The following is a 23,447-nucleotide window of genomic DNA, read 5'->3' on the forward strand; positions in this document are numbered from 1 at the left end:
ACTTCCTACGTTGCGATTTTTTTAGGCAGCATTGCCGGCTTGGCGTAGAAGTAGCCCTGGGCAAGGTCGACATTGTTTCGGGAAAGCACGGATGCCTCTTCTTCGTTTTCTATCCCCTCGGCAACGACAAGTGAGCCTGCTTCTTTCGCTACAAGCAGCAGCCCCTTTAACATGGATTCTTTCACAGAATTTTTATCTATATTTTGAATGACTGAACGGTCGATTTTAATGATATCCGGCATAACTTCACTGATGGTGTTCAGGCTTGCATAGCCTGACCCAGTATCATCAACTGCAATTCTGAAACCCATCAGCCGCAGGACTTTAATATTATAAATAAAATCCCGCATCCCCTCGATTGAATCCCGTTCAGTTATCTCAAAGGTAATCTGCTTCGGTAAAATTGTTTTATGCCTTTGCATAAGCCTCTTTACATCCCGAATAAAACGGCTATTCCCCATCGTAAGCGGAGTAAAATTAATGAACACATCATGCTTGCAGCCAATCGAAGCTACCTGGTCAAGCGCTTTTTCAAGGACCACCATTTCGAGTTCGTACAGCTTGCCGGTCTGTCTGGCAACTGAAAACAAGGTTAACGGGGTTTCGAGCATGGTCCCAGCCGGCCCCCTTGTCAGCATTTCCCAGGCGCGTACTTCCTTTGTTGCCACATCAATGATTGGCTGGGCAAGCAGGAATATTTCTTTTCTGGAAACGATTTTGCCCATCACAAACAGCATTTCATTAAATTCGGATTCGACCCGCTTTTCTGCCATTGCAACTGCCTGCTGATGCGCTTTTTGAACTGCTTCATGGACGGAAAATGTATGCTTTTCAACAAACATATAGCCGCTCTCAAGTGCCATGCTGACACCACTGTACTCGGCATGAAGGTTTCTTCTTGCTTCATTGGCAACCTTCCTCATAACCGTTTCTATTGCTGAAATCCCACACTCAGGAGTGACCCTGATATATAGAGAGATACCATCACCAAAAAAATCGTGTACCGTTAATATATCGTCATTTCCAACTTCTTGCTCTATAGCTTGCCGAAACGTCCGCTTAAACCGGAGCATGAATTCAGGAAACCGGAACGGCCCAAGATAATCGGCAATTTCTTTTATATTTTTTAAATTAAAAACGATGACTGCAGCCTCAAAACCATCTTTAAAGGCTTGTTTGACCCCTTGGGCAACCGGGTCCCGAAGGACGAATTGCGGAGGATAGAATTTTATTGTTGAAAGGGGCAAAACGATTTTTCCCCATTGCATTAGCTGTTTGGCTTTAGCCGCGTAATAACAGACCATTCGTTTCATTCCTCTCCGGTGTACCTACCATAGTATTGTAACACAATTTGCCATTTTCCGTGTTTTTTCATGTTGGAATTTCACAAAAGTTGTCGACATGGAAACAAGCCAGCCCTACGAAGTATTTCAGTACCAAAGGAACGGCTGTTTTGGTAAGATGGGGAAAGAAACCGATTAAAGGAGATTACTATGGCAGAGCGATTTTTCTTATATGATGATGTTGAGCAGGCAAGAACAAGGTTTGTAAGCTTTGTTGGGGAAAACAATCGCTTCGACCTTGCGCTTATTCAAACCGACAGGCATTTTGGCAAGACGCTTGTACTCGATATGCAGGGAAACAGATTCGCAATTATTGGCGATGATGATTTGAAAGAAGAAGGTTACCTTGAATACGCATTTCAGCTTTCGGAAGAGGATGCTGAAGAGCTCTGTTCGTTCCTTGCTGAAGTTGTGTAGCAGGCTCAAAAAACAGGGACAGCCCAATAACCGCTGTCCCTTTACTCTTATTTCTTCACTTTTTTTACAACGAAATAGGCACACCCGAAATTGCAGTATTCATACAAGTACTCGGTCAATGTACTTATTTTCGTATCAAAAGTGGCCTTCTGGTTTTGGTCATCGAAAAAGCCCCGCAGACGAAGCTGTCCATATCCCCAGTCACCAACAATGTAATCATATCTCGCCAAGATTTCACTATACCGTTCCTTGAACGCATCCTCATTGAATCCATTCCTGAAATCCTCTACAACCTCGTATGCTGCATTGTTAACTACGACCAATTCTATCACCTCATTTACAGGCAAATCTTTATTCCATTATAACCGATTCCCAACCATTTACTAATAGAAAAATCCTGCTGAGGGCAATACTTCTGGTAGGAGGTGCGTTTCTATGAAAAAGGAGTTGTATATCCTATTACTTTTCGGCCTGTTACTGGCGGGATGTGGAAATGAAAACGCCGGGGCAGACCGCTACGGGAATAATACACATATCTACTCGAACAACGGCCGCGCCGAAAATTTGGATCAAGGTGAAGAGAAAAAAGCCGCCAAAAGCCAGCGCTTTGGATATGTTCGCCAATTTAAAAGTCCAGTTATGGGCGACCGTTCCACCGATAATAACCAAGTGATATTAGATCGCCAGGAGTTAGCCCGTAACATTAGTGATTTAAGCACCGATTTGCCAAATGTAAATGAAGTCACTACCCTTGTAACAGATGAGGAAGTCTTGATTGCCTATGAGACAGATACAAACAATCGTGAACTGACAGCAGACCAGGTGAAACAAACCGCCATGTCTGTCGTACCGCGTTTCTTCCATGTGTATGTTTCCGATAACAAAATGCTAATGAATGATATTGAAACATTGTCCAGCTTGAATACTCTCAGTGATGATGCTGATGCTGCCATCGCTGCGGTCGTCAAGGAAATGAAGAAATCTCCACAGGGAAAACCGATGAGTAAATTGGAAAATGACAATGGGGAAACCAAAGATGATATGAAAAACAATCATCAAAAAGGCCAATCCTAATATCCGCGTCTGGCTTAGGCCAGGCGCGTTTTAAAAAGGCACCCGCAGTTTTGCGGATGCCAATGTAGTTTTTATCTTTTTACGCCTCTAGTGCTTCACCAGTTGCTGCTGAGGCAGCCATGGCTGCCTTTGCCTTTGCAGCTGAATTGACCTGCTCATCCGCATGATAAGAGGATCTGACTAGCGGGCCGGACTCACAGTGGCTGAATCCTTTTGAGAGAGCGATTTCTTTAAGCTGGTTAAACTCATCTGGAGTATAATATTTGTCCACTCTCAAATGCTTCTTGGTTGGCTGCAGGTATTGGCCGATTGTCATAATGTCAACATTGTTGGCGCGAAGGTCGTCCATCGTCTCAATAATCTCGTCCCATGTTTCACCGACACCGATCATAAGACTGGATTTAGTTGGGATATCAGGCTGCATTTCCTTCGCACGGCGCAGGAACTCAAGTGAACGCTCGTAGGTGGCCCTGGCGCGGACTTTAGGAGTCATCCTCCTGACTGTTTCGATATTATGGTTCAGTATATCAGGACGTGCATCCATAAGCGTTCTTAGATTTTCCTCAACCCCGCCCATATCCGAAGGCAGAACTTCGATGGTTGTAAATGGATTTTTGCGGCGGATAGCCCGGACGGTTTCAGCAAAAACGGCTGCCCCTCCGTCACGTAAATCGTCACGCGCAACTGCTGTGATGACAGCGTGCTTCAGGTTCATCTGTAAAACAGAATCCGCAACCCGTTCTGGCTCTTGAAGATCAAGTTCATTTGGAAGGCCCGTCTTGACTGCGCAGAACCGGCATGCACGGGTACAAATATCACCAAGAATCATGAATGTAGCCGTCCTTCTGACAGCCCAGCATTCATGGATATTCGGACAGCGTGCTTCTTCACATACTGTATGAAGATTCTTTGAGCGCATCATTTTCTTGAGGTCTGTGTAATTTTCATTTGTATTTAGTTTTATTTTCAGCCAGTCAGGCTTACGTTTGTATTCCTTACTCGTTGTCAATTGATCCACCCCAATGCTATGTATAGGATATTGAAGCTCTTTTCGTACTTTAACACATCAAAGCCCCGCCATTCAAGGAAAGAAGCCTTTTGCTCCCATTGAAAGCCCTGTCATTCCTAAGTTGGTACTTTTTTGAAAAAATATTTTCCCATTGAGAAGTATTTATATTAGGTTTGTCTTTCTGGAAATTATTGTCGTTATGAACATTTCATCAAGACGCCAAACTATTCTTATAAGAATTCACACTATAAAAGGAGGATGCCCTGTGAGGGTACTACTATTGCTGGCACTATCCTTCGCTTTGGCTGGGAATGCCCTTGCCGCCCCACAAGAGGCAAGCCCTGCAGATTTGTATAACAAGCGAATGGAACTTTATAAAAAAAACGAGGCAATCACACAAATTCCATGGTATTACATTGCAGCGGTAGATCAATATGAGCGAAATATCAGACTTACCCGAAAGGACTTGCCTGACCCTAAAGGAGCAGTTGCAATCTATTACAGCCCTGAAATATGGGCAGGCCTTACCAATCCAAATCCGAACGATAAAAAGCCAGGCTCAATTGCTTTTTTCGGCGGGGTTGGCGTAGATGGAAATGGCAATCGGAAAGCAAGCCCTAATGAAGGCGAGGATGTGCTCCAGGCATTCTCCAACCATGTGCTTAGTTATGGATATGACGATGATAATTTCAGGATTGCTCTCTGGGAATATTATCATCGGGATAAAACCGTTGGCATCATTATGGGAATAGCTAAGCTCTATAAAAAATATGGACGGATTGATCTTGAGGGAAATGCATTTCCCGTTCCCTATCGAATGAACCACAGCTATAAAAATACATGGGGGGACGCCCGCGGCTGGGGCGGACGGCGGATGCATGAAGGGACAGACATTTTTGCAGGTTATGGCGTACCCGTTAGGGCCACAAGTTACGGAATTATTGAAATGAAGGGCTGGAACCGCTTTGGCGGCTGGAGAATTGGCATCCGCGACCAGAATAATACGTACCATTATTATGCTCATCTAAGCGGCTTTGCCAAGGATTTAAAAGTTGGCGATATAGTTGAACCCGGCATGCTTATTGGCGGGGTGGGCAGTTCCGGATACGGTCCACCGGGAACATCGGGCAAGTTTCCTCCCCACCTTCACTATGGAATGTATAAAGATAACGGGTATACCGAATGGTCCTTCGACCCATACCCTTACCTCAGGAAATGGGAGCGGCTGGACAAAAAGAAGGGGAAGAAAAAATAATAAACAGGGGTCTGACCCTTACCCGGTGGGGGTAAGGGTCAGACCCCTCATTGCATCTAGCTCTAGCGCCTACGCGTGCGCAAACTTCATGCCTCCTCCCTACGATAAGTCATCATCGAATCGTAAGGTGCTCCTGCGCCAAAGCCTATTCATGGAAGCATATCTTCAGCTCGTCGCAAAGCCCACGCAGCTCTTCGAAGATGGTTCTTCATGATGTAAGGCAGGTAGTTGCTTCGCTCTTCGTGATTCCTTTATCTCAGTCGAAGCCCCTCCAGTTTGTACGGCGATGACCACTAAGGAAAGCTTCTAAGAATAATCATCGCAGGGACACAAAGGAAAGCTCCCTGAATAATCATCGCAGAGACAGGCGGTTTTTGCCTGTCGCGAGGCGTTCTTTGCCTGTCACGAAGGCGCTTCCGCTTTTGTTGTTACTTTGCTCTTTTGGATTTGATTACAGCGTTTGCCAGGCTTGCAGCGAGGCCGCCCCAAATAATGATCATTCCAATAACCATCATGACGATTGCATCTCCGGACATTTTAGGAAACCTCCCTTTCAGTTCCTGAATTCAAGGTATTCTTCCCCCAGCGCAAGGATGAGAACATGATTGCGGCTATAAGGGCGAGGATGGCGACTCCCCATCCTGCGACCAGCAAGAATGAAGTCGGGTAACCCCCGTAATTTTCCTGAATGTTCGTGATAAAGTTTTGAACTGTCATATAACCAAGGACGATTGGCGTAATGAAGCCCAATGATATTTTCCACCAGCTGCCTATGCGAATGTCTGAAATCGCATTTGCATGGTTTTGTAGCTCGGTAAGTTTTTTCGCAACCCAGACAACAAGAACTACTTCAACCAAACCGGCAACTACGATACCGAATGTATTGATAAATGCATCAACGGAATCTAGGAAGTAGAGCCCTCCATTTGTTGCATAAAGAATTGAAATAAGTGCAGATAGGCCTCCACCGATTGCTACCGATTTTGTTCTGCTGACATTGAATTTATCTTGTACCCCGGCAACGAATGTTTCAATAATCGAGATGGATGAAGTCAGCCCAGCCATGAAGAGGCAGGCAAAGAACAGGAATCCGAAAAATCCGTTCATGGCAGGGAATTCGTTAATGATTTGCGGGAAGACAACGAATGCAAGGCCGATGCCCGATTCAACCACCTCATCAATTGCAACACCCTGCTGGTTTGCCATGAATCCGAGAGCAGCAAAGACGCCAATCCCAGCCAGTAACTCAAAGCCTGAGTTGGCAAAACCTGTTATGAATGCATTATTGGTGATATCTGTTTTCTTTGGTAAATAGCTCGCATAAGTAAGCATGATAGCGAAACCGACTGATAAACTAAAGAAAATTTGTCCATAGGCAGCAACCCATACTCCTGGCTTTGCAATATCACTCCAGTTTGGTTTGAAAAATGCATTCAAACCATCTGTGGCTCCTTCAAGTGTGAGAGCACGGACCACGATAATGAGGAACATTATGACCAGCGTTGGCAGCATGAATTTGTTGGCAATTTCAATTCCCTTTTTGACACCCTTGAACATAATTCCAAATGTAAGGGCCCAGACGATAAGAAGGGCGATAAAGACTCCGGGAACAATCCCTCCGACATCTCCAGGATTTTCAGCAACCTTTAGGAAGTTACCCATCAAGAATTCGTCAGGCTTGTCCCCCCATGAAAGATTCACAGAGAATACCGCATATGACAATGCCCATGCAATAATGATTGGGTAATAGGTCGATATTACAAAGGATATCGCGACCTGCCACCAGCCCAGCCATTCATATTTCTTGCTGATCCTTGCAAATGTAAGGGGTGATGATCCTTTATACTTGTGCCCCAAGGTGAATTCAAGAATAAGGAGCGGTATTCCGGCAGTTAAAAGTGCAAATAGATAAGGAAGAAAAAATGCTCCCCCTCCATTATCATAGGCTACAGCCGGAAACCTCCAAATATTCCCCAATCCAACCGCCGAGCCGATTGCCGCTAAAACGAAGCCTGCTCTTGTTCCCCATTGTGGTCGATTTTCCATCGAACTACCTCCTAAGATGCAATGAATAAATATAAGATTTAAAGTTTTCTGATTTTTTGCATAACGCTATTATATGTTGGTTTTAAGAGCATGTCAAGAATATTATTATTGTAAAATATAGTTATTTGGTTTTTTATCTAGTGTTTTTTACATTTTTTGTTATTGTGAAAAAATAGGACATCCACTTTGATATGGATGTCCACAACTCTATATCATTTTCAGGAGTGCATCCCTGCCAATCATTCCTTTGTGGATGCCTCGGTTTTCTGCTTCGTATGTCACCGATTCGAGCGGAGCGTCCAGAAGCTGGTCAATCGTCCTTACCCCGACAGCCCGCCCTGCAAGGACACGTCTGTCCGTCAGCTTCGCATTTAGCAGTCCGACATCAAGGGCACCGCACATAATATAGCCCAAATCACTTGTTACGGCGAGAAGGGTCGTCTTTGGCAGCTTTACAGTTATCCCGAGAAATGTTTTACCTTGAATAGTAATTGGGGTTACTTCAATCATCCGCCCACTCCTTTCCCGTCCCTATACAGTATGCGGGGAAGCAGGAAGAATGAACTTGTCCGTTACGTGCCGTTTACTGGATGATTGAGCCTGAAATTCCAGTATTGGGTAAAATTTATTTCATCATGCACTCAATTTACCAATTCATTCATAACTGGTTCAGTTTCCAAGCCAGTACATCTCGCAGGAATTCAGGCATGAAGTATTTCTTATCATTAGTACGGATGATTTCCGGGAACAGCCTGCCGAATGTATACATGTCCGGAATTGCAACAGAATAGTCCCGATCGCCACTTATCGGCTTACCGTTAACGAGGAATTCAAGCCCGTCCTCTACTATCTCGATATTATCATAGACGAACTTTCCCATTACAGTGCCGCGGAAGCCGAGTCCCATAACTTGAAGATGGTGCAAGTCCTCGTCCAGCGTCATCCTGAGTACTTCCTTAAGCTCATTTCCATTTAACTGGACAAGACAAGGATTGATAGGGTGGGGACAGATGGACAGAAGGTCGAACTTTGTTACAGTTCCCTGAAGCGGTCCCAAAATCAGTCCGGCATTCAAAAAGGCACATTCCGCCCCGCACCAGTCACGAAGTGCTTCACATAAAAGCTGCGGCAGATCGCATTCTTGAAAGTAATCGGCTGTCAATTCTCCCTCGAGCTCTGCCACCTTTTCCTGGAGCAGGCTTTTACCTGCATCGTAAAGACCGGCTGAAGCCTCGGCTTCCCATGGTTCACGAGAAATTTGGCCAATTGGGTATAGAAGCGCCTTTTTACTTATAAGCTGTTTTTGGTCAATTTCAAGAATGACATGCCCTGCGAAATTGCCATACTTTCCTGCAGCCGCAAGCAATGTATTATTTATCGTTTTTCCATCGTGAAGGATATGGTGGGTATGTCCGCCCAGAATGACGTCAATCTCTGGAAACGTTTCGGCAATCCGCTCATCATCATGAATGCCAAGATGGGAAAGGAGGACAATGATATCAGCCTTCCCGCTTATTTCTGCTAGTTGTTGCTTTAGTTCTTTCAGCGGGTCACTAATCTTCCAGCCGAGCATTTTATAGAAAAGTGCAAAATAGGCAGTTAAGCCGATGACCGCAACCCTGGTCCCTTCCCTCGTTGTATATAATTTATAGGGCACGGCCCACTCTGGCCGGGAACCGTTCTTGTTATAGAGATTGGCAACGATGACATCAAAAGTCTTCTTTTGGTAAAGGGAATCAAGACCTTCATATGAGAGGGTAATTCCTTCGTTATTGCCAATGGTTGCTGCTGTATAGCCTGTTTCATTCAGCATCTTGGTATTGCCTTTCCCCATCGTTCCTTCCGTATAGGGATGCCAGCGGTCAACATGGTCACCGATATCAAATACGAAGACCGGTTCGCCATGTTCCTGATGAAACTTGACCCGGTCACGAATAAGGCGGCTAATTTTTGGCCAATGCTCAAAATGGCTGTGTAAATCATTTGTATGATAAATATGTATTGTTTCCATGTTGGTCGCTTCCTTTTTATTTCCTTTTTGAGCGCATCCCTTTCAAAATTTTGACGATCCCGTCGCGAAGGAAAGTTTGATACTCATCTGACCCGGAATTATAAAGGGCGATGAGCCCGTCTTCATTATAGTGAATGCCCCATCCATATTTTTTTACCAATGGAGAAGCTCTGAAGCACGCCCTCGATTTGGCGAAAAATTGCTCGCGCAGCTCTTCAAGGTTTGGACTGTCTTGCAGCTGATTTTTCGCTGCATATGTCTGAAATTGGACGTCTTCCTGACTAAATTGATATGGGCTTGAAGAGATTATTTCGTATTCGATTGACGCAATAGTCGGCTTGCCGTTCCGGGGACCAGGGATGACCGCTTCTTTTAACTCACAATCCTCGGATTTTACTATGAACGTATTCTTATAGCACATCGTTTGTCTCCTTTTTAACCTGCGAATCCTTCAACTATAAGCCGGACCCCGATTATGACCAACACGATTCGCAATATGAGTACAATCGTTTTGCTTTTTAGCCGTTGGTTCAAGTATACCCCACCCCTGGCACCTATCCACGCACCAGGAACAAGCAGAGCCGCATATAGCCAGTCAATGTTGCCGAGTGCGATATGGGCGACCGAGCTTACAATTGAGGATAGAAAAATCATAAACATAGACGTGGCCACTGCTACATGGGGCGGAAAATAGAAAAAGATAATCATTGCCGGAACCATCAGCGACCCACCGCCAACCCCGAAGATCCCTGAAATAAAACCAATAATCAGCGCAACAGCGATTGCAACGAAAGGGTTGAAGCCATATTCATATGTATTCCCTGATGGGTCGGTAAATGTCCGCACATAGCCTGTCTCTTTATTGAATGGCAGCGGCTTGATTTTATTTCGAATCACCATTACAAACGAAACCAACAAAATAAAAGTACCAAAGTAAAAATTGAAGGCTTGGACATCAAGAAACTTGACCCAATATGCACCAGCAATACCGCCGGGAGCGCTCCCAATCAGAAACAGCAGACCGCTTTTGTAATCGATTGTTTTATGCTTAATATAGCCAATTGTCGAGGACATCCCCGTGAAAATCATCGTAAAAAGTGAGGTTCCGACAGCTACCTGAGGGGAAACTTCAGGTAAGCCAAACGTACCGATAAAAAGAAGCGCAGGGACAACGATAATCCCACCGCCAAGTCCGATTAATGAGCCAAGCGCACTTGCCGCCAGCCCAATTAATAGTATCAGCAGCCATTCCATCCTATTCTCTCCCCGCGTTAGCTATAACTTTCTCTTTCTTAAAACTAATTCGTTTTTTTACTTGGGTTAGAGATTTTCCCTCAGTAAAAGGAATCTGCTTCAAAAGGAAAAAGTTGCTCTTCCCGGGAAGTACTTTTTCCTTTTGCACGCCTCATGAGGAAATTGTCGCTTTCCCGGGATGTATTATTTCCTTTTAGACCTGCTTACCAGCCAAACTTAACTCGAGCCACCATTTCTTTTATTAAAATAAGTCCAGCTGCCTAGGGGCGAGGAAGTGATACTCAATACCGAGTATCTCCATCATATCTTTGGCGTTGCCGGCAGCATCTCCGCCCGAGTTGTTGTTGAACAGGACGTATAAGTCTTTGCTTTTCTGCTGAAGTTCTTTAAGATATTCCGCCCACTCGATTAACTCTTGGCGGTTGTATTTATACAAATAGCGCACCTCGCGCCAATTTTTCGCATTTTTCTTTTGCCAGCTGTGTACGTTCCTGCCATGGAAACGGACAAGCGTCCTACTCGGGTCTGTTGCCTCAAGGACAATAGGAATGGAACCTGTGCCTGCTTGCGGCTCATCGCAGACAGAGTGAATCCACTTTTCTTCCCTAAGGAAGCTAAGAGTCCCTTCACGGAATTCCGGCAGATACCACGACTGGTGCCTGAATTCGATTGCACACGGAATGTCCTCCATTTTTGCTTTGCAAAAACGAAGGTATTCAACATTTTCCTTTTTACAATCGAACCAAGGCGGGAACTGGAACAGTGCCATTGCTAGCTTATTTCGTTTTCTATAAGGCTCTAGTGAATCTTTGAAGGCCTCGAACATTTCATCTTCTGATTCAAATGGCGATTCGCCGCGCTGATGCCCGGTCATGCCTTGATAGGCTTTGACGATGAACTGGAACGAGTCCGGCGTCTGGTCGACCCATCTTTCAGCATTCTTTTTCGGCTGAATCGCATAAAATGCCGCATCCACTTCCACGACCGGGAAGTGCCCCGCATATTCACTTAATTTCTCCCTGGCCGAGACCCCAGGCCCATATAGGCTATCATGGTCTCCCCAGCCCGTAACCCCAATATAGATCATACTATCCCTCCAGTACCATCATAGCACAAACGTTCTAAAATACTTATGTAGACAAGTTTCCCCTGGGAAGGGAAAGTAAACAGCCAACTACCACTACGCGAAAATACGATTGCATGATATGAATGACAACTCTTAAGCATTTCACACTCGAGTTGTTATTCATCAACACTATGAATGACAACTCTTAAGCATTTCACACTCGAGTTGTTATTCATCAACACTATGAATGACAACTCTTAGGCATTTTACACTCAAGTTGTTATTCATCAACACTATGAATGACAACTCTTAGGCATTTCACACTCGAGTTGTTATTCATTAACACTATGAATGACAATTCTTAGGCATTTCACTATCAAGTTGTTATTATCAACGCTTGAAACTATAGTTCTCAACCAAGCCAACATCCAAAACGCAAAAAACCCGGCCTAGGAGAGCCCCGGCCGGGTTTAGCAAGCAATATTAACCGATTGAGCCTTCCATTTCGAATTTGATCAGGCGGTTCATTTCAACTGCGTATTCCATTGGCAGTTCTTTTGTGAACGGCTCGATGAAGCCCATGACGATCATTTCGGTTGCTTCTTGTTCGGAGACACCGCGGCTCATCAAGTAGAAGAGCTGCTCCTCGGAAACCTTTGAAACTTTCGCTTCGTGCTCGAGCGAAATGTTATCATTGAGGATTTCGTTGTAAGGAATCGTATCCGAAGTTGATTTGTTATCAAGAATCAGTGTATCGCACTCGATATTGGAGCGGGCACCGTCAGCTTTGCGTCCGAAGTGGACGATTCCGCGGTATGTTACCTTTCCGCCGTGCTTCGAGATTGATTTTGACACGATTGTTGAAGATGTGTTTGGTGCTAGGTGGATCATTTTTGCACCTGCATCCTGGTGCTGGCCTTTGCCTGCCAAAGCGATAGACAGGGTCAAGCCGCGCGCGCCTTCACCTTTTAGGATGACAGCCGGGTATTTCATTGTCAGTTTGGAACCGATATTACCGTCAATCCATTCCATCGTCGCGTTCGCTTCACAAACCGCACGCTTAGTAACGAGGTTGTAGACGTTGTTCGCCCAGTTCTGGATTGTTGTATAACGGCAATAGGCGTCTTTTTTAATGATAATTTCAACAACCGCACTGTGAAGTGAGTTTGTAGTGTAGACAGGAGCTGTACAGCCCTCTACATAGTGAACAGAAGCTCCTTCATCAACGATGATCAGCGTACGTTCAAATTGCCCCATGTTCTCGGAGTTGATGCGGAAATACGCCTGAAGCGGAGTATCCACTTTTATACCAGGAGGGACATAAATGAATGAACCTCCAGACCATACCGCTGAGTTAAGAGCAGCGAATTTGTTGTCAGTTGGAGGGATAACTGTTGCCCAGTGCTTGCGGAAAATGTCTTCATTTTCCTTAAGTGCCGAGTCAGTATCCTTGAAGACGATGCCAAGCTTTTCAAGGTCTTCCTGCATATTGTGGTATACAACCTCGGATTCGTACTGAGCCGATACACCTGCAAGATATTTCTGTTCTGCTTCCGGAATACCAAGCTTATCAAAAGTACGCTTAATTTCCTCAGGAACTTCATCCCAGGAACGCTCTGTTTTTTCGGAAGGCTTGACATAATATGTGATTTCATCGAAATTCAATGTATTCAAGTCGCCGCCCCACTGAGGCATCGGTTTCGCATAAAAATGCTCAAGGGATTTTAGGCGGAAATCGAGCATCCACTGCGGCTCTTCTTTCATTTTCGAGATTTCCTCAACGATCTCGCGCGTCAGGCCGCGCTTAGATCGGAAGATGGAAACGTCGCGGTCGGCAAATCCATATTTGTAATCGCCGATTTCTGGTGCTTTTTTAGCCATCTCCATATTCCTCCATTCTTAGGCGCCTGGGCAGTTTTTTAAAATTGCGGTCACTGCACGCAATTTCACCGTATGCTGCCGCGTTAGCCTGAAGTAGTGAAGCCCTTAAAAGCTTCGGTTAGCTCTTCTAAAGCATAATGCATTATTCTTCGGTTTGGTCGCCAAGGCCCTTCTCCATTGCCTTCCATGCAAGGGTTGCACATTTGATTCGGGCCGGGAACTTTGAAACGCCAGAGAGCGCTTCGATATCGCCAAGGTCAATCGAATCATCATAATCCTTGCCTTGCATCATATCGGAAAATATTTTGGAAAGGTTCAAGGCATTTTCAATTGAATTCCCCTTGATCGCCTGTGTCATCATTGAAGCGGAAGACATCGAAATCGAGCAGCCTTCCCCTTCAAATCTCGCGTCGGTTACAATCCCGTCTTCAACATTCATTGTGAGCTGGATCCGGTCTCCGCATGTAGGGTTATTCATGTTGATTGTCAGGCTTCCATCTTCAATGACCCCTTTATTGCGCGGGTTCTTGTAATGGTCCATAATGACCCGGCGGTATAACTGGTCCAAGTTATTAGAAGACATCGCTGAAATACTCCTTTGTTTTGACAAGGCCTTCTACCAGCCTGTCAATATCTTCTTCGGTGTTGTATAGGTACATGCTTGCCCTCGCAGTCGCACTTGCTTTCAGCCACCTCATCAGCACCTGGGCACAGTGATGGCCGGCTCTGACTGCAATGCCTTCCGCATCAAGGACTGTTGCAACATCATGCGGGTGGACATCCTCAATATTGAACGTAACAATCCCTGTCCGCTTCGATATATCAGATGGGCCATAAATGGTGATGCCCTCGATTTCGGACATTTTACTCAAAGCATAGGCTCCGAGCTTGCGGTCATGGGCATCGATGTTATCAAGTCCCACTTCCTGTAAAAAGTCAATGGCAGCGCCAAGTCCAATTGCACCTGCAATGATTGGTGTGCCAGCCTCGAACTTCCACGGAAGCTCCTTCCAGGTTGACTCATAATCATGGACAAAATCGATCATTTCACCGCCAAACTCAATCGGCTCCATATTTTCCAAAAGATGCTTTTTACCGTATAATACCCCAATTCCGGTCGGTCCGCACATTTTATGGGCGGAAAAAGCAAAGAAATCACAATCCAAATCCTGGACATCCACTTTAAGATGAGGAGCGCTCTGGGCGCCATCGACGACCATGATTGCCCCGTTCTCATGAGCTATTTTTGCGATTTCCTTAACAGGGTTTACAACGCCAAGCACGTTTGAAACATGCATGATCGATACGATTTTGGTGTTCGATGTCACCGTATTGCGGACATCTTCAAGGGAAATCGTTGCGTCTTCCTGAAGCGGCAAATACTTCAATATGGCGCCGGTCCGCTTTGCGACCTGCTGCCACGGGATGATATTGCTATGGTGTTCCATCGGGGAAATGACGATTTCATCGCCTTCCTTTAGGTTTGCCATCGCATAGCTGTGGGCGACTGTGTTCAAAGCGGTCGTCGTCCCTCGTGTAAAAATAACTTCCTGAATCGATTTGGCATTGATGAACTTCCTGACCTTCTCGCGTGCTCCTTCATAGGCATCGGTTGCTCTTGTTCCAAGCGTATGGACACCGCGGTGAACGTTGGAATTATACTCACGATAGTAAGCATCAAGCGCCTCAATGACTTGAATCGGCTTCTGTGAAGTAGCGCCGCTGTCCAAATAGACAAGCGGCCGCCCGTTCACTTCCTGATTCAGAATTGGAAACAGTTCACGCAATTCTGCAGAATTAATCATCTGACTTTCCTCTCAATCACTTCGGAAAGCTGCCTTTTCACGCCTTCAATAGCAAGAGAATCGACAACCGGTGCGAGGAATCCATGAATGATCAGGCGCTCGGCTTCAGTCTTCGAAATTCCACGGCTCATTAAATAATACAATTGGAGAGGATCAACACGGCCGACAGATGCCGCGTGTCCAGCGACTACATCGTCTTCATCAATAAGCAGGATTGGGTTTGCATCGCCGCGAGCTTTTTCGCTCAGCATCAATACCCGTGATTCCTGCTGGGCATTCGATTTGGAAGCGCCATGTTCAATCTTGCCGATACCGTTAAAGATCGAAGAAGCACTGTCCTTCATAACGCCATGCTTCAGAATGAAACCTTCTGTATTTTTGCCAAAATGGACAATCTTGGACGTGAAGTTCTGGATCTGTTCCCCGCGGCCTACAACGACCGTTTTCAGATCACTTTGCGAGCCGTCACCAATTAGATTTGTAACATTATCGGAAATTGTATTGCCGTCGTTCATCAGGCCAAGTGCCCATTCAAGATGGGAATCACGGCCGGTAATGCCGCGCCGGTTTACATAAGTCGTAATTCCTTTTGCAAGATTATCAACTGCGCCATAACGGACACGTGCATTCGTGCCGAGGACGACTTCGCTGACGATATTGAAAACACCTTCGCCTTCCACAGTGGAAATGTAGTTTTCAACATAGGTAACGGAGCTGTTATCATCAACTGCGATAATCACATGGTTGAACAGGCTTAGATTTTCATTGTCACGAATGTACACAGCCTGGATTGGTTCGGCAATTTCAACATTCTTTGGAACATAAAGGAATGCTCCGCCGTTCACCAATGCTGCATGAAGGGCAGTCAGGCGATGTTCGTCAACCTGGACAGCCTGGTTCATGAAGTACTTGCGCAACAGATCGCCATGCTCTTTTGCTGCAGTCAGGATATCTGTAAAAATAACACCCTGGTCTTTCAGCTCCTGTGACAGAGAAAGGTAAGCAGGCGTATTATTGCGCTGGATATACAAGTTTTTTTGCGCATCCGCGTCAACAAACGATTTCACCTCTTCAGGAAGCTCATCAAGCGATGCGTATGGTGCGCTTTCAACAGTAAAATGGCTGAACTTCGAAAAGTTCCATTTATCGATTTTAGTTTTATCAGGCCTTGGCATCGGAAGCTCTTCCGCACTCTTCAGCGCTTTAACGCGCAGCTCGGTAAGCCATTCCGGTTCGGCCTTCTCTTTTGAAAAAGAGCTTACGAACTCTTGGTCAAAAGGAAGTAAAGTTTCAGTTGTCATGATTAATCCCCCTAAGCTTAAGCTTCTTGCTCGACAGATTCATCTTCAATGCCAAGCTCTTGCTTGATCCAATCATAGCCTTCAGCCTCAAGGCGCTGGGCCAATTCAGGTCCGCCAGACTTCACGATGCGGCCTTGCATCATTACATGCACATGGTCTGGAGTAATGTAGTTTAGAAGGCGCTGATAGTGGGTAATAATCAGACAGCCGAAATCTTCACCGCGCATTTGGTTGATTCCTTTGGAAACAACTTTAAGTGCATCAATGTCAAGACCGGAGTCGATTTCATCCAGGATCGCAATCTTAGGCTCAATCATCATTAGCTGGAGAATTTCATTGCGCTTCTTCTCGCCTCCGGAGAAACCTTCGTTCAAGTAGCGCTGGGCCATATCCTGGTCCATTTCCAGCAAGTCCATTTTTTCATCCATTTGGCGGATGAATTTCATCAAGGATATTTCACTGCCTTCTTCTCTGCGGCTGTTGATTGCAGAGCGTAAAAAATCGGCATTTGTCACGCCGCTGATTTCGCTTGGATATTGCATGGCAAGGAACAGGCCTGCGCGAGCGCGCTCGTCCACTTCCATTTCGAGCACATCCTCACCATCAAGTGTGATGGAACCGCTCGTTACTTCATATTTAGGGTGGCCCATGATTGCTGAGGAAAGAGTCGATTTACCAGTACCATTAGGTCCCATAATCGCATGGATTTCCCCGCCTTTTACTTCCAGGTTAACCCCTTTAAGAATTTCTTTGCCGTCGATTTCGACATGCAGGTCTTTGATCGTTAAAGTTGATCCGCCCATTTCCATACCTCCGCTAAAAGTAAGAAGCTTAGTTGCTGTTGTTGCCAGCCAAGCTTCCATTCTCATTTTATTCTCATTACAATCTTATAACAAATTTAAATAGTTAGCAACCCTTTCAAACGTTGTAAAAAGCTGCTCACCATTTTCAATAACCACGCCCCAGTGAGAATGAGCCGAGCATAATTCTACAGCTATTTTCCCCTGCCAGCCTGACTTCATGTATCATACGTACCTACAATAGCTCAAAAAATGGCGAAATGCCAGTGAAAAGGTCCACTGGCATCCCGGCTTTCTTCCTATAATATATTAATTGTTTTCGGGCCCTTATCACCCGCTTATAAACCTAAAATACCTTCCGGTCAATATCAGCTACAATCCTTTGGCTTTTGAGATACTCTTCCTCACGGCGCTGCTCGACCTCCAGGCGTACCTCATGCTTAAGATTATACTCCTCATAGCCAATTCCATGGGACTGCTGCATCGCTTTTTCCATTTCAGACGTATACTTCATATCAAGTTTGTTGTTATCCATTTTCCTCTCCCTTTCCAGTAACACTAGCTGTTTTTTGCAAAAATGGCCTACACCTCAAGCGAGGGCTATGTCTGTAGACTATCTTTGCTGCCTGTTTGCAGTTTTGGCATCTTTTTAAATCAATGCCAAAAACTCTGCCATTTTTTGTTTACCCTTAGAGGTTTTGAGGAAACGTCTTTTGAAAAACGGGTTAATGGAAACTTGTTCCAGCTGTGCCAATCGATCAACAGGAACAACGCATAAAAAATGCGGCCCTTTTTGTAAAAGGCCGCAAGTATCTTTCTATTGTTTTAACTGATTTAATTCATCCATCGCTTCCTGTACAAGGGTTACGCCCTGGCTCATCGCGGCTCCCCCGCCGAATGCCGCTGTTACACCGACTGCCTCCAAAATTTCCTGTTCGGATGCTCCCTGATCAAGGCATCCTTTCAAATGATAGACAATGCAATACTCGTCCTGTGCATTTAGAGCGACACCGAGGGCGATTAATTGTTTCTGCTTTTGTGAAAGAGCCCCTTCTTTAAAGCATGCCTCCGTAAAGGCATTATAATGGCGGGCTATATCCGGCATCTTTTGTGTGAAAAGGCCAAGGCCAGCTTTATAGTCATATAACGCTGCCTCCGTTGAATTTTGCGGCTCATGAAAATGTTCCATTTTTCCCACTCCTAACGTTAGTCATCACAAGGATTAGTATGCAATAACAAATGGGAGAGTATTCGTAACGAAACAGCACCGACATACCGGGACCTTGTTCAAGTATTTTTTACAAAAGGAATACGAGTGCCCCAAAAGTTAAACGCTAGAACATGTGTTCGGATACAATTTGTTAGGCAGCTCTTAGGTGTTCGTAAATTGGATCAGGACGGATTTACAGGAATTCAGGACAAATCACCCAGCCGTGTAAGGATACTTCGATGGAACAAAACTTCCGCTGATTGGGGTTCGAAGACAAATTGAAGCTCTGAACTAGGCGAAAGGTTCACGGACATGGGTTCGTGGACAAATTAAAGCTCTGGACATGGCGAAACGTCCACGAGCGTGGGTTTCGTGGACCAATTAAAGCTCTGGACTTGGTGAAACGTCCACGAACGTGGGTTTCGAGGACAAATTAAAGCTCTGGACTTGGCGAAACGTCCACGAACGTGGGTTTCGAGGACAAATTAAAGCTCTGGACTTGGCGAAACGTCCACGAACGTGGGTTTCGTGGACAAATTAAAGCGCTGGGCTTGACGAAACGTTCACGAGCGTGGGTTTCGTGGACAAATTGAAGCTCTGAACATGGCGAAACGTCCACGAGCGTGGGTTTCGTGGACAAATTGAAGCGCTGGGCTTGACGAAACGTTCACGAGCGTGGGTTTCGTGGACAAATTGAAGCTCTGAACATGGCGAAACGTCCACGAGCGTGGGTTTCGTGGACAAATTGAAGCGCTGGGCTTGACGAAACGTTCACGAGCGTGGGTTTCGTGGACAAATTGAAGCTCTGAACATGGCGAAACGTCCACGAGCGTGGGTTTCGTGGACAAATTGAAGCGCTGGGCTTGACGAAACGTTCACGAGCGTGGGTTTCGTGGACAAATTGAAGCTCTGAACATGGCGAAACGTCCACGAGCGTGGGTTTCGTGGACAAATTGAAGCGCTGGGCTTGACGAAACGTTCACGAGCGTGGGTTTCGTGGACAAATTGAAGCTCTGAACATGGCGAAACGTCCACGAGCGTGGGTTTCGTGGACAAATTGAAGCGCTGGGCTTGACGAAACGTTCACGAGCGTGGGTTTCGTGGACAAATTGAAGCTCTGAACATGGCGAAACGTCCACGAGCGTGGGTTTCGTGGACAAATTGAAGCTCTGAACTAGGCGAAGCGTCCACGAACGTGGGTTACGTGGACAAATCAAGCAACCTAGGTTTAAACCCAACATTGTCCCATTCATTTTTCCACAAAAAAACAGGCCCCAAATTGGGAGCCTGTTTCATAATCTCATTATTCACCAGATACAGGTACGACAGAACCGCCGTATTCCTTCAGAATCCAGTCCTGGATTTCCTTCGAACGAAGCACTTCTACAAGAGTTTTGATTTCCTCTTTGTTTTCATCACCTTTGTTGACTGCGATGATGTTAACATATGGGGAATCGGATTCTTCAATTGCAATTGAATCTTCAACTGGGTTTAAGTCAGCATCAAGAGCATAGTTGGAGTTGATTAGGACTGCATCGCCTTCACCGTTGTTGTAGATTTGTGGAAGCAGCGCTGCTTCGTATTTTGCATCAAAATTCAGGTTCTTAGGGTTTTCAACAATGTCTTTTGCAGTTGCAGTCGTTTTGTCGATACCTTCTTTGAGTTTAATCAAGCCTTTAGCTTCAAGCATAGACAAAATACGTCCATGGTCTGCTACAGAAGAGCTCACGATGATGTGCGCGCCTTCCGGAAGTTCTTCAAGGGTTTTGTATTTCTTTGAGTAAACGCCAATTGGCTCAATGTGGATACCGCCTGCATTAGCAAATTCATATCCGTTTTCTGCGATTTGCGCCTCAAAATACGGGATGTGCTGGAAGAAGTTAGCATCCAGATCCCCGGAATCAAGAGATTTATTTGGCAAGACGTAGTCAGTGAAGGTTTCAATTTCAAGCTCGATGCCTTTTTCCTCAAGAAGCGGCTTTGCTTGTTCTAGAATTTCAGCGTGTGGAACGTTTGAAGCACCAACAACCAGTTCCTTCTTTTCTTCCTTGCCATTGCCGCTTGATTTATCTTCTGAGCTGCCACAAGCTGCAAGCGCCAACGTAAGCGCGAGTGTTAATAGTAAGCCAAACCATTTTTTCATTTGTTCCCTCTCCTTTTTGGACTATAGAATATGTGTTTTAAACCGGCCATTTGCGGCCGAAGGAATCATCTCTTATCAACCTTTTTAGTAATTGCGTCTCCAATAAACTGTATGATAAAAACGATAATTAAGATGACAATCGTCGCAACGAGAGTTACATCAGGCCTTGTGCGCTGGAATCCTTCAAGATAGGCAAGGTTTCCAAGCCCCCCGGCACCAATCGCACCTGCCATCGCCGTATAGCCGACTAGCGCAATGGCTGTCACGGTAATCCCTGAAACAAGAGCTGGCATCGACTCTGGCAAAAGCACCTTCCAGATAATCGTCCACGTAGATGCTCCCATCGATCTTGCTGCTTCAATCACACCTTTATCAATTTCGCGAAGGCCGATTTCAACGAGTCTTGCGTAAAATGGTGCCGAGCCGATAATCAGGGCCGGCAAGGCTGCATCTTCCCCAATCATTGTACCGACGAGCCAAACAGTGAAAGGAATCAATAGCACAATTAGAATGATGAACGGAATCGACCGGAATACGTTGACAAAGGAAGCAATAATTTTATTTATAAAAGCATTTTCCCATAGGTTTCCTTTGCCTGTCAGGAAAAGCAGCAAACCGAGAATGATACCTAGAATAAATGTAATCACAACCGAAATGCTTGTCATATAAAGCGTTTCAACAGTCGCTTCCCAAATGTCTTCCCAGTCAACGTTTGGAAAAAGTTCCTCAAGCATTCGCAATCACCTCCACTCCGACCTGCTGGGAGCGGATGAATTCCAGCGCCTTCTCCACTTCCTCATCGGTTCCATCGAGATGGACGAACAAAGTCCCATACGAGCCACTCTGGGTTTTCGAAATCTTACCCTGCAGGATGTTAATTGTAAGATCATATTGACGGACCAAGTTGGTGATTAACGGCTGCTCCGCTGATTCACCAACAAAGGTAAGCTGAATGACCGTCCCTGATGGATATTGCTCCAGAAGATGCTCTATCGTTTCCTTTGTCTCCTCCGGCTCTGTAACCTGCTGGACAAATCGCTTTGTAATCGGCTGCTTAGGATTTCTGAATACATCAAGAACCGGGCCCAGCTCGACGATGCGGCCGCTTTCCATGACAGCAACCCGATGGCAGATTTTCCTGATCACATGCATTTCGTGTGTAATCAGGACAATTGTAAGCCCGAGCCGCTTGTTGATATCCACCAGTAAATCAAGGATGGAATCAGTTGTTTGCGGGTCAAGTGCCGAGGTCGCTTCATCACAGAGAAGAACCTTTGGATTATTGGCAAGCGCCCTTGCGATGCCAACACGCTGCTTCTGTCCGCCGGAAAGCTGTGAAGGATAGGCATTCTCCCTTCCTTCAAGGCCGACCAGCTTAATCAATTCATCAACCCGCTTTTTCCGTTCTGTTCCTGATACACCGGCGATTTCGAGCGGGAATGAAATGTTTTCACGGACAGTGCGGGACCAAAGAAGGTTGAAGTGCTGAAATATCATCGCAATTTCCATGCGCGCCTTCCTTAGCTCGCTGCCCTTAATCTTTGAAATCTCCCTGCCGCCGATTGTAATCGACCCTTCGCTTGGTGTTTCAAGCCTGTTCAGCATCCGGATCAATGTACTTTTTCCGGCGCCGCTGTAACCAATTACGCCAAAAATTTCACCTTCATTAATGGTGAGATTTACGTCTTCCACTGCTTTAAGCGCTCCCTGTTTTGAAGGGAACAGCTTGCTGACATTTTTTATCGAAATCATCGTTTCTTCACCCTCTTTACACCCATTTACCCTGCAATATTTGTAGAAATCGTATCTTTTCTATCTATCGTTTGAGAATATCACCTTTATCATTCTTTTAAAAAGAAAAAGCCTTTCTGCGAAACGGCAGAAAGGCATAATAAACAGTTATCCTTTCTCCCATCTCCCAAAGCAAACGCTTTGCGTGAATTGGCACCATTTCACTGAGAAAAAAATTCAGTGACGGTTGCCGGGCTTCATAGGGCACTTCCCTCCACCTCTCTTGATAAGAGCAATAAATAGTATTCAATTAATCACAGGTGATAGAGTATCAGGGATAAAAAAACGTGTCAATAAAGAATTTTTGGAAAATATTCTTTAATCCAATACTTATCTGTAAAACAAAAAAACCACTTCATAAGAAGAGGTTTTATCTCTCCTTATCTTTTCAGGGATCTCCTGCTGGAATTGGCACCTTGTATTAAAACTGGTTGCCGGGCTTCATAGGGCCAGTCCCTCCGCCTCTCTTGATAAGATTTATTAAATTTTTGCTGAATTTCTTCTTTAGGAATGAGTTTATTCTATCTCACACTATTCCGCTCGTCAATAAATAAGTTTACCTTGTCCTCGAAATGATTTTCCTTTGCCAAAAGAAAAATAGCCTCGAGCAAAAGTACGGATCGGAACGACCCGGTTACTTCCAGTACCCCAAGTGCTGCCAACGCCCTCAGGCGCTCTCTCCCACCCACTAATTCCTTTAACGCTTCCCTTGAACCCTTTATGGAAATATAATCGGCATCGCCATTGGGTATGTCTTCTAAAAGGGCTGCCGATTCTGCCGATATTTGCATCAACCATTCCCCGAAGTCTACCACCAGCAGACGGTTGGTCCGGAACAGCCCGGATATTTGTTTTTTCTTATTATAGCTGTTGGTAAACCTCTGAATTTCGGCGATCATCCTCATCCCTCCGCCTACTTAATTCAATAAAGGCACCTCAAACCCTTTATTAATCGTTCGACAGATTTTGTGGCTGGGCGTTTTGGCATCAACGACCTTTTTGTTTGAAAAAATCATTTAAGGTCGTTGATACGGATGCATC

24 protein-coding genes and 2 riboswitches are annotated in these 23,447 nt (G+C 45.3%); of the genes, 3 read left to right on the top strand and 21 right to left on the bottom strand.

Annotated features, from left to right (window positions below):
* Positions 1-5: 5 nt before the first annotated feature.
* Complete coding sequence (locus tag A8F94_RS08215) at positions 6-1,304, bottom strand: EAL domain-containing protein (protein WP_066198220.1); 1,299 nt, start codon at positions 1,302-1,304, stop codon at positions 6-8.
* Between the two features lie 189 nt (positions 1,305-1,493).
* Here A8F94_RS08215 and A8F94_RS08220 point away from each other — a divergent pair, with 189 nt between their 5' ends.
* Positions 1,494-1,760: a DUF3055 domain-containing protein gene (locus A8F94_RS08220; protein ID WP_066198222.1), complete on the top strand. Its 267-nt coding sequence runs from the start codon at positions 1,494-1,496 to the stop codon at positions 1,758-1,760.
* 47 nt (positions 1,761-1,807) lie between these two features.
* Here the strand turns inward: A8F94_RS08220 and A8F94_RS08225 are convergent, their stop codons facing one another.
* Positions 1,808-2,083 (bottom strand): YutD family protein, encoded by a 276-nt coding sequence (locus A8F94_RS08225; RefSeq protein WP_066198225.1) that lies wholly within the window; start codon positions 2,081-2,083, stop codon positions 1,808-1,810.
* Between the two features lie 112 nt (positions 2,084-2,195).
* On the opposite strand from A8F94_RS08225, the gene A8F94_RS08230 reads away from it, so the two are divergent.
* Positions 2,196-2,834 carry a YhcN/YlaJ family sporulation lipoprotein gene (locus tag A8F94_RS08230; RefSeq protein WP_066198228.1) on the top strand — a complete coding sequence of 213 codons (639 nt, stop codon included), beginning with the start codon at positions 2,196-2,198 and terminating at the stop codon, positions 2,832-2,834.
* A gap of 79 nt (positions 2,835-2,913) precedes the next feature.
* Here the strand turns inward: A8F94_RS08230 and lipA are convergent, their stop codons facing one another.
* A complete protein-coding gene (lipA, locus tag A8F94_RS08235) occupies positions 2,914-3,843 on the bottom strand; it encodes a lipoyl synthase (RefSeq protein WP_066198231.1) in 930 nt (309 codons plus the stop codon).
* Positions 3,844-4,108: 265 nt separating this feature from the next.
* On the opposite strand from lipA, the gene A8F94_RS08240 reads away from it, so the two are divergent.
* Positions 4,109-5,098, top strand: coding sequence for a M23 family metallopeptidase (locus tag A8F94_RS08240; RefSeq protein ID WP_066198233.1), 990 nt, complete (start codon positions 4,109-4,111; stop codon positions 5,096-5,098).
* Positions 5,099-5,526: 428 nt separating this feature from the next.
* Here A8F94_RS08240 and A8F94_RS24895 read toward each other — a convergent pair whose 3' ends face one another.
* From A8F94_RS24895 to A8F94_RS08325, 18 genes are all read right to left on the bottom strand, one after another.
* Positions 5,527-5,634: a methionine/alanine import family NSS transporter small subunit gene (locus A8F94_RS24895; protein ID WP_077247614.1), complete on the bottom strand. Its 108-nt coding sequence runs from the start codon at positions 5,632-5,634 to the stop codon at positions 5,527-5,529.
* Between the two features lies 1 nt (position 5,635).
* On the bottom strand, positions 5,636-7,144 hold the full coding sequence (locus tag A8F94_RS08245) for a sodium-dependent transporter (RefSeq protein WP_066198236.1): 1,509 nt from the start codon (positions 7,142-7,144) through the stop codon (positions 5,636-5,638).
* Positions 7,145-7,351: 207 nt separating this feature from the next.
* On the bottom strand, positions 7,352-7,654 hold the full coding sequence (locus tag A8F94_RS08250; RefSeq protein ID WP_066198238.1) for a YunC family protein: 303 nt from the start codon (positions 7,652-7,654) through the stop codon (positions 7,352-7,354).
* A 148-nt stretch (positions 7,655-7,802) separates the two neighbouring features.
* Positions 7,803-9,155, bottom strand: coding sequence for a bifunctional metallophosphatase/5'-nucleotidase (locus A8F94_RS08255; protein WP_066198241.1), 1,353 nt, complete (start codon positions 9,153-9,155; stop codon positions 7,803-7,805).
* Between the two features lie 16 nt (positions 9,156-9,171).
* Positions 9,172-9,576 (bottom strand): DUF6157 family protein, encoded by a 405-nt coding sequence (locus A8F94_RS08260; protein ID WP_066198242.1) that lies wholly within the window; start codon positions 9,574-9,576, stop codon positions 9,172-9,174.
* A 14-nt stretch (positions 9,577-9,590) separates the two neighbouring features.
* Positions 9,591-10,409 carry a sulfite exporter TauE/SafE family protein gene (locus tag A8F94_RS08265; protein WP_066198245.1) on the bottom strand — a complete coding sequence of 273 codons (819 nt, stop codon included), beginning with the start codon at positions 10,407-10,409 and terminating at the stop codon, positions 9,591-9,593.
* A 241-nt stretch (positions 10,410-10,650) separates the two neighbouring features.
* On the bottom strand, positions 10,651-11,496 hold the full coding sequence (locus tag A8F94_RS08270; protein ID WP_066198250.1) for a DUF72 domain-containing protein: 846 nt from the start codon (positions 11,494-11,496) through the stop codon (positions 10,651-10,653).
* A 462-nt stretch (positions 11,497-11,958) separates the two neighbouring features.
* On the bottom strand, positions 11,959-13,356 hold the full coding sequence (gene sufB, locus A8F94_RS08275) for a Fe-S cluster assembly protein SufB (RefSeq protein ID WP_066198252.1): 1,398 nt from the start codon (positions 13,354-13,356) through the stop codon (positions 11,959-11,961).
* Between the two features lie 142 nt (positions 13,357-13,498).
* Positions 13,499-13,939, bottom strand: a complete 441-nt coding sequence (gene sufU, locus A8F94_RS08280; protein WP_066198255.1) for a Fe-S cluster assembly sulfur transfer protein SufU — start codon at positions 13,937-13,939, stop codon at positions 13,499-13,501.
* Positions 13,929-15,161 (bottom strand): cysteine desulfurase, encoded by a 1,233-nt coding sequence (locus tag A8F94_RS08285; protein WP_441294181.1) that lies wholly within the window; start codon positions 15,159-15,161, stop codon positions 13,929-13,931. The genes sufU and A8F94_RS08285 overlap by 11 nt, the downstream gene beginning before the upstream one ends.
* Positions 15,158-16,462: a Fe-S cluster assembly protein SufD gene (gene sufD / locus A8F94_RS08290; RefSeq protein ID WP_066198258.1), complete on the bottom strand. Its 1,305-nt coding sequence runs from the start codon at positions 16,460-16,462 to the stop codon at positions 15,158-15,160. The genes A8F94_RS08285 and sufD overlap by 4 nt, the downstream gene beginning before the upstream one ends.
* 17 nt (positions 16,463-16,479) lie before the next feature.
* Positions 16,480-17,265: a Fe-S cluster assembly ATPase SufC gene (gene sufC, locus A8F94_RS08295; RefSeq protein ID WP_066200335.1), complete on the bottom strand. Its 786-nt coding sequence runs from the start codon at positions 17,263-17,265 to the stop codon at positions 16,480-16,482.
* A 343-nt stretch (positions 17,266-17,608) separates the two neighbouring features.
* Positions 17,609-17,797, bottom strand: a complete 189-nt coding sequence (locus A8F94_RS08300) for a hypothetical protein (RefSeq protein WP_066198260.1) — start codon at positions 17,795-17,797, stop codon at positions 17,609-17,611.
* A 282-nt stretch (positions 17,798-18,079) separates the two neighbouring features.
* On the bottom strand, positions 18,080-18,451 hold the full coding sequence (locus A8F94_RS08305) for a carboxymuconolactone decarboxylase family protein (RefSeq protein ID WP_066198263.1): 372 nt from the start codon (positions 18,449-18,451) through the stop codon (positions 18,080-18,082).
* A 1,324-nt stretch (positions 18,452-19,775) separates the two neighbouring features.
* Positions 19,776-20,615 (bottom strand): MetQ/NlpA family ABC transporter substrate-binding protein, encoded by an 840-nt coding sequence (locus A8F94_RS08310; RefSeq protein ID WP_066198266.1) that lies wholly within the window; start codon positions 20,613-20,615, stop codon positions 19,776-19,778.
* A 65-nt stretch (positions 20,616-20,680) separates the two neighbouring features.
* Complete coding sequence (locus tag A8F94_RS08315) at positions 20,681-21,349, bottom strand: methionine ABC transporter permease (protein ID WP_066198268.1); 669 nt, start codon at positions 21,347-21,349, stop codon at positions 20,681-20,683.
* Positions 21,342-22,367, bottom strand: coding sequence for a methionine ABC transporter ATP-binding protein (locus tag A8F94_RS08320; RefSeq protein WP_066198270.1), 1,026 nt, complete (start codon positions 22,365-22,367; stop codon positions 21,342-21,344). Before A8F94_RS08320 ends, A8F94_RS08315 begins: the two co-directional genes overlap by 8 nt.
* A 156-nt stretch (positions 22,368-22,523) precedes the next feature.
* Positions 22,524-22,639, bottom strand: a riboswitch (SAM riboswitch).
* A 144-nt stretch (positions 22,640-22,783) separates the two neighbouring features.
* Positions 22,784-22,883: riboswitch (SAM riboswitch) on the bottom strand.
* Positions 22,884-22,927: 44 nt separating this feature from the next.
* Positions 22,928-23,305 carry a hypothetical protein gene (locus A8F94_RS08325; protein WP_066198272.1) on the bottom strand — a complete coding sequence of 126 codons (378 nt, stop codon included), beginning with the start codon at positions 23,303-23,305 and terminating at the stop codon, positions 22,928-22,930.
* Between the last annotated feature and the right edge of the window lie 142 nt (positions 23,306-23,447).

Origin of the sequence: Bacillus sp. FJAT-27225, assembly GCF_001685025.1 — a bacterium.
Lineage (GTDB): Bacteria > Bacillota > Bacilli > Bacillales > Cytobacillaceae > Bacillus_D.